Origin of the sequence: Mesorhizobium sp. M0136, from assembly GCF_040322515.1 — a bacterium.
Classification (GTDB): Bacteria; Pseudomonadota; Alphaproteobacteria; order Rhizobiales; family Rhizobiaceae; genus Mesorhizobium.
Genome location: NZ_JAMYTP010000008.1, coordinates 156441 through 172898 on the forward strand (window position 1 = coordinate 156441; position 16458 = coordinate 172898).

Below are 16458 nucleotides of genomic sequence, written 5' to 3' on the forward strand. Positions count from 1 at the left end.
GCGTTTGCCCGTCTACTTCGAAGCCGCGATCTGACAGTTGCCGCTGGCCGCCACCTTGTAGTACGCCCGTGCGCTCTGGCAGGATTTCATCGCCATGGCCTCTGCCGCCTTTTGCGACGAGGCGTTGTAGTGGGCGCCACACAGGACGTAACCGTCCCTGACCCGCACGAAAGACGTCGTGGCGTATGCCGAATGGCCGCTTGCAGCGACATAGGCCTTGTAGGCCTTGGTGCACTCGTCCTTGGCGCTGCCAGGCAGAAGTGGTGAAAAGCGCTTGTCGCCTTCGCTTCCGGCCAGCGATCCCGCCGCGCCAGTGCCTGGCGCAGCTAATATAAGTAACCCCGAAAGTATTGCGGCAGTAGTTTTCTGGAAAAGTTGCTGTTTCACCTTCGCCCAAGCCCCATTGACGTTGAAAAACAGCAATAGCCGCAATTTTTCTGTATGGCCAGTTGGATGACTGAAAATGCGTCTGCAGATTTCTCATGGCTGTGGATCACGCTTTGCCGAGCGCAGCAACGACCCGCTGATACAATTCGGCCGTCGGCTCGTCGAAGCAGCAGAAAATGACGGTTTCCGGAACGATGTTCTGGCCGATGAAGGCGCTCACGGTCCCGACAGCAATTTGCGTCGCCTGATCCTTCGGGTAGCGGTAGGCCCCGGTCGAGATCGCTGGAAACGCCACCGTCCGGCAGTCCTTTGCGGCGGCGAGTTCGAGCGACCGGCGATAGCAGGAGGCGAGCAGTTCGGCTTCTCCTTTGCTGCCACCTTGCCAGACCGGCCCGACCGTATGAATGACGTAGCGCGCGGGCAGTCTGTAGCCCTTGGTGATTTTTGCGTCTCCGACCTTGCAGCCATGCAAGGTCCGGCATTCTGCCACAAGCTCGGGGCCGGCCGCGCGATGGATAGCGCCGTCGACGCCGCCGCCTCCGAGAAGAGAAGTGTTGGCGGCGTTGACGACGGCATCGACCGCCAGCTTCGTGATGTCGCCGGTTTGAATGCGAATCCTCTGGCCGATTTCGCTCATCTCACATCCTGAACACGCCGAACCTTGTCTCTTCGATCTTGGCGTTGAGCGCGGCCGAAAGGCTGAGCGCCAGCACATCGCGGGTCTTGGCCGGGTCGATGACGCCGTCGTCCCAGAGCCTTGCCGACGAATAGAGCGGGTGGCCTTCATGCTCGTATTTCATAAGGATCGGCTTCTTGAATTTCGCCTCCTCCTCGGCGCTCCATTCCCCGCCCTTGCGCTCGATGCCTTCGCGCTTGACCACGGCCAGCACCGTTGCAGCCTGCTCGCCGCCCATCACCGAAATGCGGGCATTCGGCCACATCCACAGGAAGCGTGGCGAATAGGCGCGTCCGCACATACCGTAATTGCCGGCGCCGAACGAGCCGCCGATGATCACGGTCATCTTCGGCACCTTGGCGGTGGCGACCGCCATGACCAGCTTAGCGCCGTCCTTGGCGATGCCGCCGGCCTCGTATTTCCGCCCGACCATGAAGCCGGTGATGTTCTGCAGGAAAATCAGCGGGATCCTGCGCTGGCAGCACAGCTCGATGAAATGCGCGCCCTTTAGCGCGCTTTCCGAAAACAGCACGCCATTGTTGGCGATGATGCCGACCGGCATGCCGCTGAGATGGGCAAAACCGGTGACCAGCGTGGTGCCATAATTCTGCTTGAACTCATCGAATTCGGAGCCGTCGACGGTGCGGGCGATTACCTCGCGTACGTCGTAGGGCTGGCGCAGATCCGTCGGCACGATGCCGTAGAGTTCATGTGGATCGTGAAGCGGCGGAATCGATTTCTGTAAGGCAAAGCTTACAGTCTTGTTCCGATTCAGGTTTTTGACGATACGCCGGCATATGGCCAGCGCATGCTCGTCGTCGAGCGCATAGTGGTCGGCAACGCCGGAAAGCCTTGTATGCACGTCGGCACCGCCGAGGTCCTCGGCGGTGACGTCCTCGCCGGTGGCCGCCTTCACCAGCGGTGGGCCGCCGAGAAAGATGGTTGCCTGGTTGCGCACCATGATTGTCTCGTCCGACATCGCAGGCACATAGGCGCCGCCGGCCGTGCACGACCCCATGACGCAGGCGATCTGTGGAATGCCGGCGGCCGACATGTTGGCCTGGTTATAGAAGATGCGGCCGAAATGATCGCGGTCGGGAAACACCTCGTCCTGATTGGGCAGATTGGCGCCGCCGCTGTCGACCAGATAGACGCAAGGCAGATTGTTCTGCAGCGCGATTTCCTGTGCACGCAGATGCTTCTTCACTGTCAGCGGATAATAGGTGCCGCCCTTCACCGTGGCGTCGTTGACGACGACCATCACTTCGGTGCCTTCGACGCGCCCGATGCCGGCGATGAGACCGGCCGACAGGATGTCCTCGCCATACATCGACCATGCCGCGAACTGGCCGATTTCGAGGAAGGGCGAGCCGGTATCGAGCAATTGGGCGAGACGTTGCCGCGGCAGGAGCTTGCCGCGGGAGACGTGGCGCTCGCGCGCCTCTTCCGAGCCACCGCGCTCGACCGTGGCCGCTTTCTCAGCAATATTGGCGACCAGCGCCCGCATGCGCTCGGCATTGGCGCGGAAGGTGTCGGAGGCGGGCGAGATCTGCGAGGTGAGGGGGGCCATGGCGCTACCGGATCAGCTCGATCTTGCAGCCGACATCGAGGTCGCTCCAATCGCGATCAGCGGTGACGGCAATGGCGTTCTCGCGAATTGCCAGCGCAAGGCAGGCCCGATCGCCCAACGACAGGCCGCGATGCCGCGTCAGTTGGCGAAGCTGCCCGGCGGCGATGCCCATCGCTTCGTCGAAAACGGCGATCGGCATGCCGAGACTGGCGAGGTCGTCCGCGGCCTGTTCCATGCTGCGTCCCTTGTCGATCAGTTTGGCGATGATTTCGGCCGCATTGACCGAACTGCATTGTGCATCCGGCGCGAACCCCAAAGCATTATCGGTGCCTTGCTCGTGGAGCAGGATTGCGAGTGCCGCCGAACTGTCCATGACGTAGGGCTTCATTTCGCCCGCTTTCCTGTCGTCCCTTCGGCGTGAAGCCGGTCGAGACGGTTGTCGCTTCGACGTTGCTCTTCCCGCCGCTCCTTCAGAAATTCGTCGACGACGCTTTCACCGGGCTGTTTCAGCGCCGACAATTCGGCCTGGACGCGTCGCAGATTCTGCAGCCACGATCTTACCCGCAGCTCGCCGTTTTCGACATGCAGGATCATCTCCTCGCCAGGCTTCACGCCCATCTCCTCGCGCATCGCAGCAGGGATGACGAAGCGCCCGCCCTCGCCAAGCTTGACACGCTCGCGTTTCGCCGGAACCCTAAGCGGCGTTTTGCGAGCGCTGGCATCGAACTGTGCTTGCTGATCTTCGTCAAATCCGGACTTTCCCGTTCTGCCCGCCATGGTTCGTCTCGCTAGGATTGTGGCACATAGTCCGAAATATGCCACATCGCATGGCTTCTGGCAAAAGTTCAAAAGGATGCCATTAGGCGCTCTCCGCCATGATTTCCCGCCCGATCAGCCAACGACGGATTTCGCTGGTGCCGGCGCCGATCTCGTAGAGCTTGGCGTCGCGCAGCAGCCGTCCGGTCGGGTAGTCGTTGATGTAGCCATTGCCGCCCAAAAGCTGGATGGCCTCGAGCGCCATCAGCGTCGCCTTTTCGGCGGCGAAGAGAATACAGGCGGCAGCATCCTTGCGGGCCGTCTCACCGCGATCGCAAGCGGCGGCCACGGCATAGACGTAGGCGCGCGCCGCGTTCACCGTCGCATACATGTCGGCGAGCTTGCCTTGCACCAGCTGGAATTCGCCGATCGGCTGGCCGAACTGCTTGCGCTCGTGCACGTAAGGTATCGCCACGTCGAGGCACGCCGCCATCAGCCCGATCGGCCCGCCGGCCAGCACGGCACGTTCGTAGTCGAGGCCCGACATCAACACCTCGACGCCGCGCCCTTCCTCATGCAGCACATTGTCGAACGGGACTTCGACATTCTCGAACACCAGCTCGCCGGTGTTCGAGCCGCGCATGCCAAGCTTGTCGAGCTTTTGCGCCACCGAAAAACCGGCAAAGGCCTTTTCGACGATGAAAGCGGTGATGCCGCGCGAATTGAGTTCCGGATCGGTCTTGGCGTAGACGACCAGCGTCTCGGCATCCGGTCCGTTGGTGATCCACATCTTGGTGCCGTTGAGCACATAGCGGTCATTGCGCCTTTCCGCGCGCAGGCGCAGCGACACGACATCGGAGCCGGCACCGGATTCCGACATTGCCAGTGCGCCCACCTTTTCGCCACTGCAGAGCGAAGGCAGATATTTTTCCTTCTGCGCCTGCGTCGCCCAGCGATTGATCTGGTTGACGCAGAGGTTGGAATGGGCGCCGTAGGAGAGGCCGACCGAGGCGGAGGCGCGCGAAATCTCCTCCATCGCCACGACGTGGGCGAGGTAGCCCATGCCGCTGCCGCCGAAATCAGGATCGGCGGTGATGCCGAGCAGGCCGAGCCCGCCGAGCTCCACCCACAGATGCGCCGGGAATTCGTTCGTGCGGTCGATCTCGGCGGCGATCGGCGCGATTTTCTCCTGGGCGAAGCGCCGCACCAGGTCGCGCAGCGCCTCGATGTCTTCGTCAAGCCCGAAGTTGAGCGTATTCGTGTACATGCCGTTCCTCCCGGCGCACGACCCCGAAAATCGGGATCATGCGCGAAATCAAAGTGCTAGAGCGTCCTTTGCGCGCTCGAATGGACGCACAGTGCCGTGGCTTGTCCTCGCGCCATCGCTCTTTGCTCCGACAAGCCGCATTGTCATTGCTAGATATGTAGCGGTGACTTCGGCGATCGACAGCCGTTCGCCCGGCCGGAACCAGACGATGACGCCGGTCATCATCTGGATCAACGCCATGGCGGTGAGCCCTGTGTCTTCGATGCTGAACAGGCCCGCTTCGACGCCGTCGCGCAGGATGGTGCGCAGTTCCTTCTCGTAGGCCGTGCGCATGCGCAGGATCTGCGTGAGTTTTTCGTGTGACAGGCTGCGCAGCTCCATGTTCGAAACATGGGTGGAATGGCGGCGTTCGATATGGAAAGCGATGTGGTTTTCGACATAGGCGGCGAGCCGCGCTGCCGGATCGGCGCCGACAGGGCGTGTTGCGCGCCACGCCTCGATCAAGCCTTCCATATGCTCATGCATCAGCGTGAACAGAAGATCCTGCTTGGTCGGGAAGTAGCGGTAAAGCGCCGCTGCCTGGACGCCAACCTCGGCCGCCAGCTGGCGCATCGACATCGCCTCGTAGCCGAGACGCGCAATCAGGCTGACCGCCGCCTCGCGGACCGCAGCTTCGGTCTTTTCTCCGTGGGAGCCGGTCGTACGCGCCATGACGCAAAGCAATAAAACAAACGTTCAATTAATTCAAGGGCGGAGGCATGTGCGGCAGTAGCTTCAGGTTTGCTCTATCTGCACCCGGGAATTTTGTGCGATGGAAGCGAATGAGCAGGATCGTGCTTTGCTAGGCAACAATCCTGAATCCCGCGGACGTGTTGCGTGCCTCGAGGTCCTCGACATCGACCTTCGAAACTGCTGCCCCTGGTGGCCCTTGCCAAAGTCGCTCAATCATCGTCGAGACCGCCGCCCCGGTCCCGGCAATCAAGGCTGTCACCGAGCCGTCAACTTCGTTGCGCACCCAACCGGCAAGGCCAAGCGCCGACGCCTCGCGCCGCGCCCAAACCCGGTAGCTGACGCCTTGCACCTTGCCATATATGCGTACCTGTACAGTGCGGTCGGTCATCGCGCTCTCCATCCTCAGAGTCGAGTCTGGCGCATCGCCGTGCAAATTCAACCGCGCTGCCGCCCGGTCAGCCACATAGGGCGAAGGCTCTTCAGTTCCCCCGTGCTGCCGCCAGTGCGCCGGGCAGTTCCTCGGCAAAAATGTCGAGCTCGTGGTCGAGGCCGACGCTGACCCGGATGCAGCGATCGAGCACCGGCACCATCGGCTTGCGGATGAAGACGTCGCGCGACAACAACGCCTGCAGCACCTTCAGCGCGAAGGCGCCGTCGCGGCCGCAATCGATAGTGATGAAATTGGTCGCCGAAGCCAGCGGCTTCAGCCCGTTCGCTTCGGCTATTGCGGCAATGCGCCGGCGGCCGGCGGCGACCCGCGCCACCACGCTTTCCAGCCAGGCCTGATCGGCAAGCGCCTCGACGCCGGCAATCTGCGCCATGCGGCTGACGCCGTAATGATTGCGGATCTTCTCGAAATCGCGAATCACTTGGGCCTCAGTCACCGCATAGCCGCAGCGTATGCCGGCCAGCCCATAGGCCTTGGAGAAGGTGCGCATGCGGATGACGTTCGGCCGCGCGACATCGATCGGCGGCAGCGCCGAGGCCGGTCCTAGTTCGCCATAGGCCTCATCGAGCACCAGCATTGTGGTTTCCGGCAAGGCCTCGATGAAGCGGCCGAGCTCGGTCGCTTCCCACCAGCTACCCATTGGATTGTCCGGGTTGGACAGGTAGACCAGCGGTGCTTTTTCCCTGGCGACCGCCTCCAGTAGGCCATCCAGGTTTTCCCGGTCGTTCTCGTAAGGCACCGCGACCAGCCGGCCGCCGACGCCGGCAACGTGAAAGTTGAAGGTCGGATAGGCGCCGCGCGAGGTCACCACCGCGTCGCCGGGCGCCACATACATGCGCGCAACCAGGCTGAGCAGCCCGTCTATGCCTTCGCCGATGACGACGTTTTCGGCGCCGACGCCGAGATGCCGGGCTACGGCTGCCTTCAAATCGTGATTATCGGGGTCGCAATACATCCACATGTCGCCGGCAATCTCGGCCATGCGGGCAACGACGCGCGGCGAAGGGCCAAAGCTGCTCTCATTGGCGCCGATGCGGGCGCGAAAGGCGCGGCCGCGATCACGCTCCTGCGCCTCCGGGCCGACAAACGGCACCGTGGAGGGAAGCGCGGCGATGAGCGGTGTAAGGGGAGGGCGCATGGCAAAGGCTCGTCAAAAAAGGGGCCTTCTTGCTAGCCTGCCGGCTTGGCCTGCGCAAGTTCCGCGGCAGCCTTGAAATGTGGCAGCCGGCGAATGGCTCAAAGAAAAACCCGGCGGTTGCCCGCCGGGTTCAATATTGGTCAGGTCGAACTTATTAGAACGAGCGCTGGAAGCGGAGGAGGCCGCCAATGCTGTCCTTCTTGTCCGCACTGGTCCAGTTGACGTTGGTGAAGCTGGCCGGATCGTTAAACCGCCCGTAGTGGTCCCAATCGACTTCGGCGGTGATCGTCAGGCCAGGAACGATGTCGTAGGCGATGTTCGCCGCGACGGCATAGTTCTTGTCGTCGTCAGCCGAAGCCTGCACGTTGAACGAGGTCTTCTCGTTGAACTTGTAGGTGCCGCCACCCCAAACTGCCCAGTTGCCGCCCCACTGCTTGTAGAAACCACGGCCATTGGCTGGGACAAAGTTGCCCGGGTCATTGAGGTTATCGTCAGTGCCGTAGCCCGCCATGATGAACAGCGACAGCGCGTCGGTTGCATTCACGTCCAAACGAACCTTGCCGGCCACTTCTTCGTAGTTGCTGTCGTAGGCGATGACGCCGGTGATCGCGCCCCAGCCCTGCGTCCACTTCAGGCCGCCGACGACATGCGGAACGTAGCTGTCGATGGTCCCAACGCGGCCCGCGCCCTGCTCGAGCGAAGCCACGGCCGAGAAGCCGTTGCCGAAATCGAAGTAGTACTGGACGACGTTGGTGTCGAAATCACCGTAAGGAACCAGCGTATCCTGGATGACGTTGCCGGCGTAGCCGATGAACGTGTTGAAGGCCGATTCGTCCTTACCGACGCGCAGGCCACCGAGCTGGATCCAGGCGAAGTTCAGCGAAACGCCCTTGTTTTCGGCGTCATTTCTGACGATGGTCGTGACCGGCAGCAGCGGACCGGGGCCGTCCGGATCGACGGTTGTGCTGCTGACGTGACGGTTCCGGTTGCCGAAATTGAACCGGGTCTCGGTGTAGGTCTTCAAGGTGCCGAGTTCGGTTTCCTGAGCGGTCCAGGTCTTCAGGTTGAAGCGGGCGTTCTTGGAGTAGGTGTCCTGGATATCGCCATCTTCGTGATCGAAATTCTCAGCACCGTCGAACGAGCCGACGTCGCCGATGCCGATGTCGTAGCGGACATAGCCGCCGATGCGCAGGCAGGTTTCGGTGCCGGGGATGTAGAAGTAGCCAGCGCCGTAGACGTCGCAGATCTTGACGTATTCAGCGGGTTCCGGCTCGGCGACGACGACGGCGTCGGCGGCGCGCGCACCGGATACTGCGATCAGCGCCGCAGCGGAGCCGAGAAGCAGGCTCTTGATGTTCATTTTCTGACCTCCAGTCAAAAGTTAAAAAACGGGTCTGGGTATTCTTTGCTGAAGGACAGCGTTCCCTGCCCCATCCCCACTACCGAAAAAGATGCGCACCGCGCCGCTCCTTCAAACCCGACATTACCCATGAGGCGGCGTCGTTCAACCACGATCGTACCGGCAAAAGGTTTGTGGTGGCGCTATCGCCGAGCGTTGTTGCACAAATGACACGATTTGGCCTCACTCCGAAAGCTCCCATTAACTATCAGGCCCCGGCAACCCCGCATTCCAGCCAATTCCGGCAATGGCCCGCTCAAACTGTGACCATGCGCCGACTCAACAGCCAGGGAATTGCCGCAGAATCGCCGCAAGCCACAGGTGGCATTTTGGCGGAAGCCCGATTTTTCGACGATAGTGACACCAGCTTGTTGATTGTGGCGGCGCTTTTCTTTATCCACCGGCGCAACGGAGAGGTGGCCGAGTGGTCGAAGGCGCTCCCCTGCTAAGGGAGTAGAGGTCAAAAGCTTCTCGTGGGTTCGAATCCCATCCTCTCCGCCACCGCTCAAAGTCGGTGCAGCACTGCCCAATAAATTCCTCAGTTCTCGAGCCTTACTTCCAACCGCCCGCCCGCTCCGCCCGATCGAAAAAACCAGCGATCCTGCCCGGCAGGATCCCGGACTCCAGAAACGGTGCATGCCCCTGGCCGTCGGCGGTGATCGTCTCGATATCGGTATGGCGCGTCCGCATTTGCTCGAGCGTTTCGGCGGACAGCAGCTTCGAATTGGCGCCGCGTATGACGAGCATCGGGATGGCCGCCAGCGCCTCGAACTGCGGCCACAGATCGGGCAGCGGCCGGGTGGGATCGAGGCCCGTTAGCGTCTCGACAAGTTTAGGATCGAAATCGGGCAAGAACCCTTCCTCGGTCTCGCGGTAGAGGGCTGACGCCATCCGCTCCCAATCCGCATCGGTCAGCGCCGGAAAATCCGCGCCATGGGTGCTGCGCAGGTCGCGGACCACCTCGGCGTATGTCTTCGGCCTTGGGGCGGGGTCGAGGTAGGAGCGGATATGGGCGAGACCTTGCGACTCGATCACCGGGCCGATGTCGTTGAGGACGATGGCCTTCAGCACGGCCGGCCGCATCGCCCCGAGCACATGGATGATCAATCCACCGCGCGACGTGCCGATGAAATCAGCCTCCTCGATGCCAAGTGCTGCCAACCCAGCGAGAATATCGCCGGCTTCTATGCCGATATTGTAGTGGCCGATATCGGGATCGTAGGCGGACTGCCCACGCCCGCGATAGTCGAAGGTGACGACCTTGCGCTTCGCCTGTGCCGACAGAAAAAACGCCAATTCGTGAAAATCACGGCAATTGCGGGTCAGGCCGGGCAGGCAAACGACTGGCCAATGGCCGGAATTCGCTTCGCCGTAGATACGGGCGTGCAGGGACAGCCCGTCCGGCGCGGCGTAGAAGAAGTCGGAGAAGCCTTGGCTTGCCATGGTATTCCCTTGCCTCGTCCGGGTCGTTTCCGACAGCTACAGGTGGGACGAGACTAGCTTCCCCTTCTCCCCTTGTTTGTGGGAGAAGGTGGCCGAGCGAAGCTCGGTCGGATGAGGGGTGTTCCAGCTTGGCACCGCCGGCACTCCGGCCAACACCCCTCAACCGTCTCGGCGCTGCGCGCCGATCCACCTTCTCCCAAAGGGGAGAAGGAAAGGAATGTCGTCACCCCCGGCCGTTCACCAGATCTCCGACAATATCGTACTTGCCGGAGATACGCATCTTGTAGACCTCGTAGTTCTCCATCACGCGCTGGACGTAACTTCTTGTTTCCGTATAGGGAATTCGCTCGATCCAGTCGACGATGGCGTCGACGTCCTTGCCGCGCGGATCGCCGTATTTCGCCACCCACTGGGTGGCCCGGGTGGGGCCGGCATTGTAGCCTGCGAAGGTCAGCACGTAGGAGCCATCGAAACGGCCGAGCTGCTCGCCGAGAAAGGCAGCGCCCAGCGTTGCATTGTAGCCGGCATCGGTGGTCAGCCGGGCCTGAGAAAATGTCATGCCGGCCTTCTTCGCCAATTGCTTGGCCGTGCCCGGCATCAGCTGCAGCAGTCCGCGCGCGCCGGCGCTGGAGACAGCGCCGATGTTGAACTCGCTTTCCTGCCGGGCAATCGCATAGGCCAGCGCCTTGCCCGAGCCGGTGATGTTGGCGGTGTCGGGAATGACGCCGAGCGGATGCGACAGCGCGCCGACGTCGATGCCGCGGGCGCCGGCGATCTTGCCGACCTTCAGCGCCATGAAATGGTTGCCTTGTCTTTCCGCCAGCGCCGCAAGCAGCGCCAGTTCGCCGGGGCTGTTCAGCTGCCCGGCAAGGTCGCGGTAGAGCGTTTCGGCGTAGCGGTCATAGCCGGCCTCCTGCAGCCGCTTGATGGCGCTGACCGCCTCGCGGGTGGCAAAATTCCGGCGGTCGACGGCACTTGGCTGGGGGTAGACGATGTTGAGGGTCTGCCGGCCGACGCGCTCGCCGGCGAGCTGGCCGTAAAAGGTCGTGCCGTAGCTGGCGGCGCGGCTGAAATAATCCTTGGCATTGCCGGGCCCGCCGACTTCGGCGGCGCGGCCGAGCCAGTAATAGGCGCGCGACAGCGACATCGGCCCTTGGGCGAGCTCCGCGATTCGCGCAAAATGCTTCGCGGCGGTGGCGGGATCGTTGAGGCCGCGTAGCGCGTACCAGCCGGCATGGAATTCCGCCTCGGCGGCATTGGCGGCACTTTCGGCGGCGTGCGCGGCGACTATTCTGTAGGCGGTCTTCATGTCGCCCTGGTCGACCAGCGCGCGCGACAGCACCCGGCGCTCGACCCACCAGGCGTCCGGATCGACCAGCGCGTCACGGTCGCCCGGCGCCTTCAGCACCAGCGCGGCAGCGTCTGAAAATTTCTGCTGCTTGCGCAGATATTCGGCTTCGGCAAAGAGATAGCCCGCCGCCCGCTGCGCTGTCGGCACCGCCTTCAGCAGCTTGGCCGCGTTCTTGTCGCCTTTGGTGACTGCCGTCCAGACGTCGGCCAATTGCTGGGCGCCGGCGAGACCGGCGACGCGCAGCGCCGAAGCGACCCGGTCGGCATAGAACATGCGCTCCATGCGGAAGCGATGGTCGGCGGCCGGGATCAGCGCGCCGAACTCGCGGATGACCGCCGCCTCGTCCCTGGCTTCGAGCTTTTCGGTGCGCCAGAATGGCGACAGCACCGAGCGCGCCGCCTTCGTATCGCCCAGCGCTACATAGGAGCGGGCCAGGATCACCACGCCCTCGAAGGTCAGCGGCTGGCTCCCGTCGAACGCCCGCACCACGACATGTGGCACGGGGTTCTCGCGATAGAGCGCGCGCTCGCTGTTCTTGCGCAAGGCGATCGTGCCCGGCCAGTTCGGCAGCATCTTCGCCGCATCGGCGATGTCGCCGCTCGGCACCTGGTCGCCGCCATAGAGTGCTATCGCCCAGGCAAGGATGTGCCGGTCGAGCGATTTGGCCGGCAGCGCCTCGCGCACCTGGCGCGCGCGCTGAATGTCGTTTGCCGCCAGCGCGTCGAGACCGCTCTTCAGCACCGCAACGCTGGCGGACGGCAACGGGGACTGCTGCAGCGCATCGTTGTCCGGCGCCGTCATCGGGATCCCCGACGTGACCCGCACATCGACGCTGCCGCCGATCGCCGCGCCGGGTATCAGCGCGACGATCGCGCCGAAAAGCGCGAAAAGATGAGGCCGCCTGGCCGGCATGGATCTGGTCATTTCCTGTTCTTCGACGTTACAACAGGCACAGTTGAACCGAAGCCTATTCGTCGGTGGTGAAGGGCCCGTAAAGAAAACTTTGTCGAGGTCGTTCGAATTGCGATTGCCGGCGCAATGCTTGCCGCGCAACAATGTCGAGACTATGGTGCGCCGCTTCGCTTTCGGCTAGAAGGCGCGCACGACAAAACCCGAAAGGCCCCAAGGAGTTGGACGACATGCTGAGAGGCTCGCTGACCGCGCTCGTCACACCGTTCGAAAAGAGCGGCCGTTTCGACGAGAAAGCCTTTCGCGCGTTCATAGCCTGGCAGATCGCCGAAGGCACGACGGGCGTGGTCCCGGTCGGCACCACCGGCGAGTCGCCGACGCTGTCGCATGACGAGCACCGCCAAGTCGTCAAGGTTTGCATCGAGGTCGCCAAGGGCCGGGTTCCGGTCGTCGCAGGCGCCGGCTCCAACAACACCGAAGAGGCGGTCGGCCTGGTTCAATTTGCCGAGAAGGCGGGCGCCGACGCGGCCCTTGTCGTGACGCCCTATTACAACAGGCCGACGCAGCGCGGCCTCTATGCGCATTTCGCCGCCGTCGCCAAGGCGACCAGCCTGCCGATCATCATCTACAACATTCCACCGCGCTCGGTGGTCGACATGAGCCCGGAGACGATGGGGCAATTGGTGCACGACTTCAAGAACATCGTCGGCGTCAAGGATGCCACCGGCAAGGTCGAGCGGGTTTCAGAGCAGCGCGCCACCTGCGGCAAGGATTTCATCCAGCTCTCCGGCGAAGACGCCTCGGCACTCGGCTTCAACGCGCATGGCGGTGTCGGTTGCATCTCGGTGACAGCAAATGTCGCGCCCAGGCTCTGCGCCGAATTCCAGGAGGCAACGCTTTCCGGTGACAGCGCCAAGGCGCTCGACCTGCAGGACCGTCTGTTGCCGCTGCATAAGGCGATTTTCATGGAGCCCGGCGTTTCCGGCGCGAAATATGCGCTGTCGAAGCTGGGCAAGGTCGAAAACGTGCTGCGCTCGCCGCTAATGACGGTCGAGCCGTCGACCGCCGAGAAGATCGACGCGGCGATGAAGCACGCCGGCTTGATAAACTAGGGATGAGGCGCCACCTCTCCGCATCATGAATCAAGTCAGAAAAGCCGATCCCAACAACAAGACCGTTGCGGAAAACCGCAAGGCGCGGTTTTCCTATGAGGTGCTCGACACGATCGAGGCCGGTCTTGTGCTGACCGGCACCGAGGTGAAGTCGCTGCGCCAGGGCCAGGCCAACATCCAGGACAGCTACGCCTCGGTCGAGGGCGGCGAGATCTGGCTGATCAATTCCTATTTGCCGGAATACCTGCAGGCCAACCGCTTTAACCACGAGCCACGCCGCCGCCGCAAACTCCTGCTCAACAAGCGCGAGATGGCCAAGCTGGCGCAAAGCGTCGACCGCGAAGGCATGACGCTGGTGCCGCTGAAGATCTACTTCAACGACCAGGGCCGTGCCAAGCTGCTGCTCGCCGTTGGCCGCGGCAAGAAGCTGCACGACAAGCGCGAGACCGAAAAGCAGCGCGACTGGTCGCGCGAGAAGGGCCGGCTGCTGAAAGTGCGAGGGTGAGGGCGGTCCGAAGCGGACGAAAAGCCAATGATTTGGCTTTTCGAGCGACGAACGCCCGGAGCATGGCGGCGGGCAGGGCGGGCCAATGGGGATAGGTCTCTGTTGAAAAACCGGATCGTCTTGTGGGGTGCTGCCGGTCTGCTCATGGCGGGCCTCATCCTGGCCGGCGGCTATACCTACTTTCAGACGTTTTCTCCGGATCGCGGCAAATATCCGGTCAGGGGCATCGACGTTTCCCACCATCAGCGGCAGATCGACTGGCGGCGTGTTGCCGCCGACGATGTCGCCTTCGCCGTTATCAAGGCAACTGAAGGCGGCGACCATGTCGATGATGCCTTCGCGGGCAATTTGCATGCGGCCCGCGCCGCCGGCCTTGCCGTCGGCGCCTATCACTTTTTCACCTTCTGCAGGCCCGGTGCCGATCAGGCACGCAACTTCATCTCGGTGGTGCCGCGCGATCAGCCTTTGCTGCCGCCGGTGGTAGACATCGAGTTCGGCGGCAATTGCCCGCAGCGCCCAACTCCCGAACAGCTGAGCGCCGAACTCTCAGCCTTCCTCGGCCCGGTCGAAGCAGCGTTCGGCAAGACGGCCATCCTCTATGTGACCGACGAGGCCGCCCAAGCCTATGCCGGGCAGGTAGCCGGCCGCCCACGCTGGCTGCGTTCGCTGGCGCTGCGGCCAGGCCATGACGACTGGATTTACTGGCAGTACCACAACCGGGGCCGCGTCGACGGGATCAGCGGCGACGTCGACCTGAATGTTCTCCAAGGCGGGCCGGCGACGCTGGCAGCGATGTTTGCCGCAGCGCCTGAAGCGACGGCGTCGGATTGACACTATTTCTGTCCGCCCGAAAGCACCCTCGGTGGCGCGATGACGGGAACGACGAAGCCTTCGCCAATGTGGCTATTCATATCGCAGGTGGCGCTGTGCTAACTACATTTGATGCCGGAGCGCCCTTCATCGACCAATGACAGCAACGCCCCGCCTGCAGCGGCGGACGGCGGCGACCCCCCCTGGCATTTGTCTACGCGGAGGCGGTGCGTGGCCTCCAACACCAGCAGGGCGTGGTTGAAAGTCTCAATACGCGCGCCGGCAATCTGATTTTCGCAACTGCGTTCGCGAGTTCTCTCCTTTGAGGCAGGGCGCTCCTGGATGGCGTAGGGCCTTGGGACTGGCTGGCACTGACGTTGCTTTTTCTGATCGGACTGCTGGTCGCGATTATGTTGTGGCCGTATTATAACTATACGTTCCGTTTCGATCCCAAGAAGCTGCCCCAGGACTTCGTCGACCAGCACCCTCCCGCAACCGTGGACGGGATGCAATGAGCGCTTGCTGCGCATCAAATCCGACATGGCCAGCAATTGGCGGATCATCCAACGCCTGCGCGTCGCGCTGCAGCTTGCACTGTTTCTGTGGTTGCTGGATCTCCTGGCCTGGTTGTTTGCGATCGCCCGAATCTAAGGCTCGTGCCCTGGCGGGCCTCGTCCGACTCTATGTCTTCAGAAAAGCTTCTATCTGACTGAAGACGTCGACGAACATCGCTTCCGTCAACACGCCGGTATTGGTGTTGTAGCGCGAGCAATGATAGCTGGAAAACAGCGTGATGCCATTGGCCTGCTGCTGCCCACCATGCCGGAACGGATAGGCGGCAACGCGTTGGCCGAGCGCCCGCACGGTCGACTGGTGCGCGATCGAGCCCAGCGCCAGCACAGCGCGCAGATTTGGAAACCGCGCAATCGTCGGTACCAGGAACGTCCGGCAGGTCGCTATCTCGGCGCCAACCGGCTTGTTATCCGGCGGCACGCAGCGCACCGCATTGGTAATCGCCGAACCGACAAGCTCCAGCCCGTCATCTGGTCGCGCTTTGAATTCGCCGCGCGCAAAGCCGTGCGCGATCAGCGTGTTGTAGAGCAGGTCGCCGGCAAAATCGCCGGTGAAGGGGCGCCCCGTCCGGTTCGCCCCGCGCAGGCCAGGCGCCAGGCCGACGATCAGCAAGCGCACCGCATCCTCGCCTTCCGGCGGCAAAAAGGTCGGCACTGGCGCGTTGAACCAGGACGGCTCGCGCCGCCGCCACTCGGCGATGAAGTCGTGCAGCCGCGGGCAGAGCGGGCAATCGCGATCGGGTTCGGGCGAGACGACCAGGGGCGCGGTCAAGGCAACGACCGTCAATAGTCTTCCTCGTCGACTTCGGCCGGTTCGGGCCGACGCACCGGCCGCTCCGACGGATCGCGGCCGACTTCGTTCTTGAGTGTCATCAGGTCAATGAAATGGTCGGCCTGGCGGCGCAGATCGTCGGAGATCATCGGCGGCTGCGACGCCATCGTCGAGACGATCGACACCTTGCGCCCGCGCCGCTGCAGCGCCTGGACCAGCGTACGGAAATCGCCGTCGCCTGAGAAGATGACATAATGGTCGACGACGTCGGCAAGCTCCAGCGCATCGACGGTCAGCTCGATATCCATATTGCCCTTGATCTTGCGCCGGCCGGTCGAGTCGGTGAATTCCTTGGCCGGCTTGGTCACCACCTTGAAGCCGTTGTAATCGAGCCAGTCGATCAGCGGACGTATCGAGGAGTATTCCTGATCCTCGACCAGCGCGGTGTAGTAATAGGCGCGCAGCAGATAGCCGCGTTTCTGGAAGCTCGACAAAAGTTTGCGGTAGTCGATGTCAAAGCCCAGCGCGCGCGAGGTGGCGTAGAGATTTGCACCGTCGATAAAGAGAGCGATTTTTTCACGAGGATCGAACATGGAAAAATGTCCTTTTTC

19 protein-coding genes and 1 tRNA gene are annotated in these 16458 nt (G+C 62.6%); 6 read left to right on the forward strand and 14 right to left on the reverse strand.

The window, feature by feature from the left end; all coding sequences use genetic code 11:
• Positions 1 to 12: 12 nt before the first annotated feature.
• The 10 genes from NKJ35_RS12230 to NKJ35_RS12275 form a co-directional block, all read right to left on the reverse strand.
• Complete coding sequence (locus NKJ35_RS12230) at positions 13 to 387, reverse strand: hypothetical protein (protein ID WP_352647273.1); 375 nt, start codon at positions 385 to 387, stop codon at positions 13 to 15.
• A gap of 106 nt (positions 388 to 493) precedes the next feature.
• Entirely contained in the window at positions 494 to 1024 is a 531-nt protein-coding gene (locus tag NKJ35_RS12235; protein WP_352647275.1) for an O-acetyl-ADP-ribose deacetylase, read from the reverse strand.
• A gap of 1 nt (position 1025) precedes the next feature.
• On the reverse strand, positions 1026 to 2633 hold the full coding sequence (locus tag NKJ35_RS12240; protein WP_352647277.1) for a carboxyl transferase domain-containing protein: 1608 nt from the start codon (positions 2631 to 2633) through the stop codon (positions 1026 to 1028).
• Between the two features lie 4 nt (positions 2634 to 2637).
• Positions 2638 to 3021, reverse strand: a complete 384-nt coding sequence (locus tag NKJ35_RS12245) for a type II toxin-antitoxin system VapC family toxin (RefSeq protein ID WP_352647278.1) — start codon at positions 3019 to 3021, stop codon at positions 2638 to 2640.
• Positions 3018 to 3410 carry an AbrB/MazE/SpoVT family DNA-binding domain-containing protein gene (locus tag NKJ35_RS12250; protein WP_352647280.1) on the reverse strand — a complete coding sequence of 131 codons (393 nt, stop codon included), beginning with the start codon at positions 3408 to 3410 and terminating at the stop codon, positions 3018 to 3020. The genes NKJ35_RS12245 and NKJ35_RS12250 overlap by 4 nt, the downstream gene beginning before the upstream one ends.
• 82 nt (positions 3411 to 3492) lie before the next feature.
• A complete protein-coding gene (locus tag NKJ35_RS12255) occupies positions 3493 to 4656 on the reverse strand; it encodes an isovaleryl-CoA dehydrogenase (protein WP_352647283.1) in 1164 nt (387 codons plus the stop codon).
• Between the two features lie 48 nt (positions 4657 to 4704).
• On the reverse strand, positions 4705 to 5367 hold the full coding sequence (locus NKJ35_RS12260; protein ID WP_352480314.1) for a TetR/AcrR family transcriptional regulator: 663 nt from the start codon (positions 5365 to 5367) through the stop codon (positions 4705 to 4707).
• Positions 5368 to 5497: 130 nt separating this feature from the next.
• Positions 5498 to 5776 carry an acylphosphatase gene (locus NKJ35_RS12265; protein WP_352647285.1) on the reverse strand — a complete coding sequence of 93 codons (279 nt, stop codon included), beginning with the start codon at positions 5774 to 5776 and terminating at the stop codon, positions 5498 to 5500.
• A gap of 91 nt (positions 5777 to 5867) precedes the next feature.
• On the reverse strand, positions 5868 to 6974 hold the full coding sequence (locus tag NKJ35_RS12270; RefSeq protein ID WP_352647287.1) for a pyridoxal phosphate-dependent aminotransferase: 1107 nt from the start codon (positions 6972 to 6974) through the stop codon (positions 5868 to 5870).
• A 154-nt stretch (positions 6975 to 7128) separates the two neighbouring features.
• Positions 7129 to 8334: a porin gene (locus tag NKJ35_RS12275; RefSeq protein WP_352647289.1), complete on the reverse strand. Its 1206-nt coding sequence runs from the start codon at positions 8332 to 8334 to the stop codon at positions 7129 to 7131.
• Between the two features lie 206 nt (positions 8335 to 8540).
• Between NKJ35_RS12275 and NKJ35_RS12280 the strand changes: the two genes are divergently transcribed.
• Together NKJ35_RS12280 and NKJ35_RS12285 are read left to right on the forward strand one after the other, a co-directional pair.
• A complete protein-coding gene (locus NKJ35_RS12280) occupies positions 8541 to 8822 on the forward strand; it encodes a hypothetical protein (RefSeq protein ID WP_352647291.1) in 282 nt (93 codons plus the stop codon).
• Positions 8784 to 8874: transfer RNA gene (locus NKJ35_RS12285), tRNA-Ser, on the forward strand. The genes NKJ35_RS12280 and NKJ35_RS12285 overlap by 39 nt, the downstream gene beginning before the upstream one ends.
• 51 nt (positions 8875 to 8925) lie before the next feature.
• On the opposite strand, the gene NKJ35_RS12290 is transcribed toward NKJ35_RS12285, so the two are convergent.
• A complete protein-coding gene (locus tag NKJ35_RS12290) occupies positions 8926 to 9816 on the reverse strand; it encodes an alpha/beta fold hydrolase (protein ID WP_352647293.1) in 891 nt (296 codons plus the stop codon).
• 223 nt (positions 9817 to 10039) lie between these two features.
• Positions 10040 to 12079 carry a lytic transglycosylase domain-containing protein gene (locus NKJ35_RS12295; protein ID WP_352647420.1) on the reverse strand — a complete coding sequence of 680 codons (2040 nt, stop codon included), beginning with the start codon at positions 12077 to 12079 and terminating at the stop codon, positions 10040 to 10042.
• Positions 12080 to 12306: 227 nt separating this feature from the next.
• On the opposite strand from NKJ35_RS12295, the gene dapA reads away from it, so the two are divergent.
• The 4 genes from dapA (at position 12307) to NKJ35_RS12315 (ending at position 15154) form a co-directional block, all read left to right on the forward strand.
• The gene (gene dapA / locus NKJ35_RS12300) at positions 12307 to 13188 is read left to right on the forward strand and encodes a 4-hydroxy-tetrahydrodipicolinate synthase (protein ID WP_352647295.1); all 882 of its coding nucleotides are present in this window, start codon (positions 12307 to 12309) and stop codon (positions 13186 to 13188) included.
• A 25-nt stretch (positions 13189 to 13213) separates the two neighbouring features.
• Positions 13214 to 13693, forward strand: coding sequence for an SsrA-binding protein SmpB (gene smpB, locus NKJ35_RS12305; protein WP_352647297.1), 480 nt, complete (start codon positions 13214 to 13216; stop codon positions 13691 to 13693).
• A 102-nt stretch (positions 13694 to 13795) separates the two neighbouring features.
• A complete protein-coding gene (locus NKJ35_RS12310) occupies positions 13796 to 14524 on the forward strand; it encodes a glycoside hydrolase family 25 protein (protein ID WP_352647300.1) in 729 nt (242 codons plus the stop codon).
• Between the two features lie 498 nt (positions 14525 to 15022).
• Positions 15023 to 15154: a hypothetical protein gene (locus NKJ35_RS12315; RefSeq protein WP_352508496.1), complete on the forward strand. Its 132-nt coding sequence runs from the start codon at positions 15023 to 15025 to the stop codon at positions 15152 to 15154.
• A gap of 30 nt (positions 15155 to 15184) precedes the next feature.
• Here the strand turns inward: NKJ35_RS12315 and NKJ35_RS12320 are convergent, their stop codons facing one another.
• Both NKJ35_RS12320 and NKJ35_RS12325 read right to left on the reverse strand, forming a co-directional pair.
• Complete coding sequence (locus NKJ35_RS12320) at positions 15185 to 15862, reverse strand: uracil-DNA glycosylase (RefSeq protein ID WP_352647302.1); 678 nt, start codon at positions 15860 to 15862, stop codon at positions 15185 to 15187.
• Positions 15859 to 16440: a LabA-like NYN domain-containing protein gene (locus NKJ35_RS12325; protein WP_352647304.1), complete on the reverse strand. Its 582-nt coding sequence runs from the start codon at positions 16438 to 16440 to the stop codon at positions 15859 to 15861. The genes NKJ35_RS12320 and NKJ35_RS12325 overlap by 4 nt, the downstream gene beginning before the upstream one ends.
• Positions 16441 to 16458 lie beyond the last annotated feature (18 nt).

What these genes read in the sequence shown, in the direction of transcription:
- NKJ35_RS12235 (WP_352647275.1), bottom strand. Translation starts at nt 1,024, where the DNA reads ATGAGCGAAATCGGCCAGAGGATTCGCATTCAAACCGGCGACATCACG.
- NKJ35_RS12240 (WP_352647277.1), bottom strand. Translation starts at nt 2,633, where the DNA reads ATGGCCCCCCTCACCTCGCAGATCTCGCCCGCCTCCGACACCTTCCGC.
- NKJ35_RS12245 (WP_352647278.1), bottom strand. Translation starts at nt 3,021, where the DNA reads ATGAAGCCCTACGTCATGGACAGTTCGGCGGCACTCGCAATCCTGCTC.
- NKJ35_RS12250 (WP_352647280.1), bottom strand. Translation starts at nt 3,410, where the DNA reads ATGGCGGGCAGAACGGGAAAGTCCGGATTTGACGAAGATCAGCAAGCA.
- NKJ35_RS12255 (WP_352647283.1), bottom strand. Translation starts at nt 4,656, where the DNA reads ATGTACACGAATACGCTCAACTTCGGGCTTGACGAAGACATCGAGGCG.
- NKJ35_RS12260 (WP_352480314.1), bottom strand. Translation starts at nt 5,367, where the DNA reads ATGGCGCGTACGACCGGCTCCCACGGAGAAAAGACCGAAGCTGCGGTC.
- NKJ35_RS12265 (WP_352647285.1), bottom strand. Translation starts at nt 5,776, where the DNA reads ATGACCGACCGCACTGTACAGGTACGCATATATGGCAAGGTGCAAGGC.
- NKJ35_RS12270 (WP_352647287.1), bottom strand. Translation starts at nt 6,974, where the DNA reads ATGCGCCCTCCCCTTACACCGCTCATCGCCGCGCTTCCCTCCACGGTG.
- NKJ35_RS12275 (WP_352647289.1), bottom strand. Translation starts at nt 8,334, where the DNA reads ATGAACATCAAGAGCCTGCTTCTCGGCTCCGCTGCGGCGCTGATCGCA.
- NKJ35_RS12280 (WP_352647291.1), top strand. Translation starts at nt 8,541, where the DNA reads ATGACACGATTTGGCCTCACTCCGAAAGCTCCCATTAACTATCAGGCC.
- NKJ35_RS12290 (WP_352647293.1), bottom strand. Translation starts at nt 9,816, where the DNA reads ATGGCAAGCCAAGGCTTCTCCGACTTCTTCTACGCCGCGCCGGACGGG.
- NKJ35_RS12295 (WP_352647420.1), bottom strand. Translation starts at nt 12,079, where the DNA reads ATGCCGGCCAGGCGGCCTCATCTTTTCGCGCTTTTCGGCGCGATCGTC.
- dapA (WP_352647295.1), top strand. Translation starts at nt 12,307, where the DNA reads ATGCTGAGAGGCTCGCTGACCGCGCTCGTCACACCGTTCGAAAAGAGC.
- smpB (WP_352647297.1), top strand. Translation starts at nt 13,214, where the DNA reads ATGAATCAAGTCAGAAAAGCCGATCCCAACAACAAGACCGTTGCGGAA.
- NKJ35_RS12325 (WP_352647304.1), bottom strand. Translation starts at nt 16,440, where the DNA reads ATGTTCGATCCTCGTGAAAAAATCGCTCTCTTTATCGACGGTGCAAAT.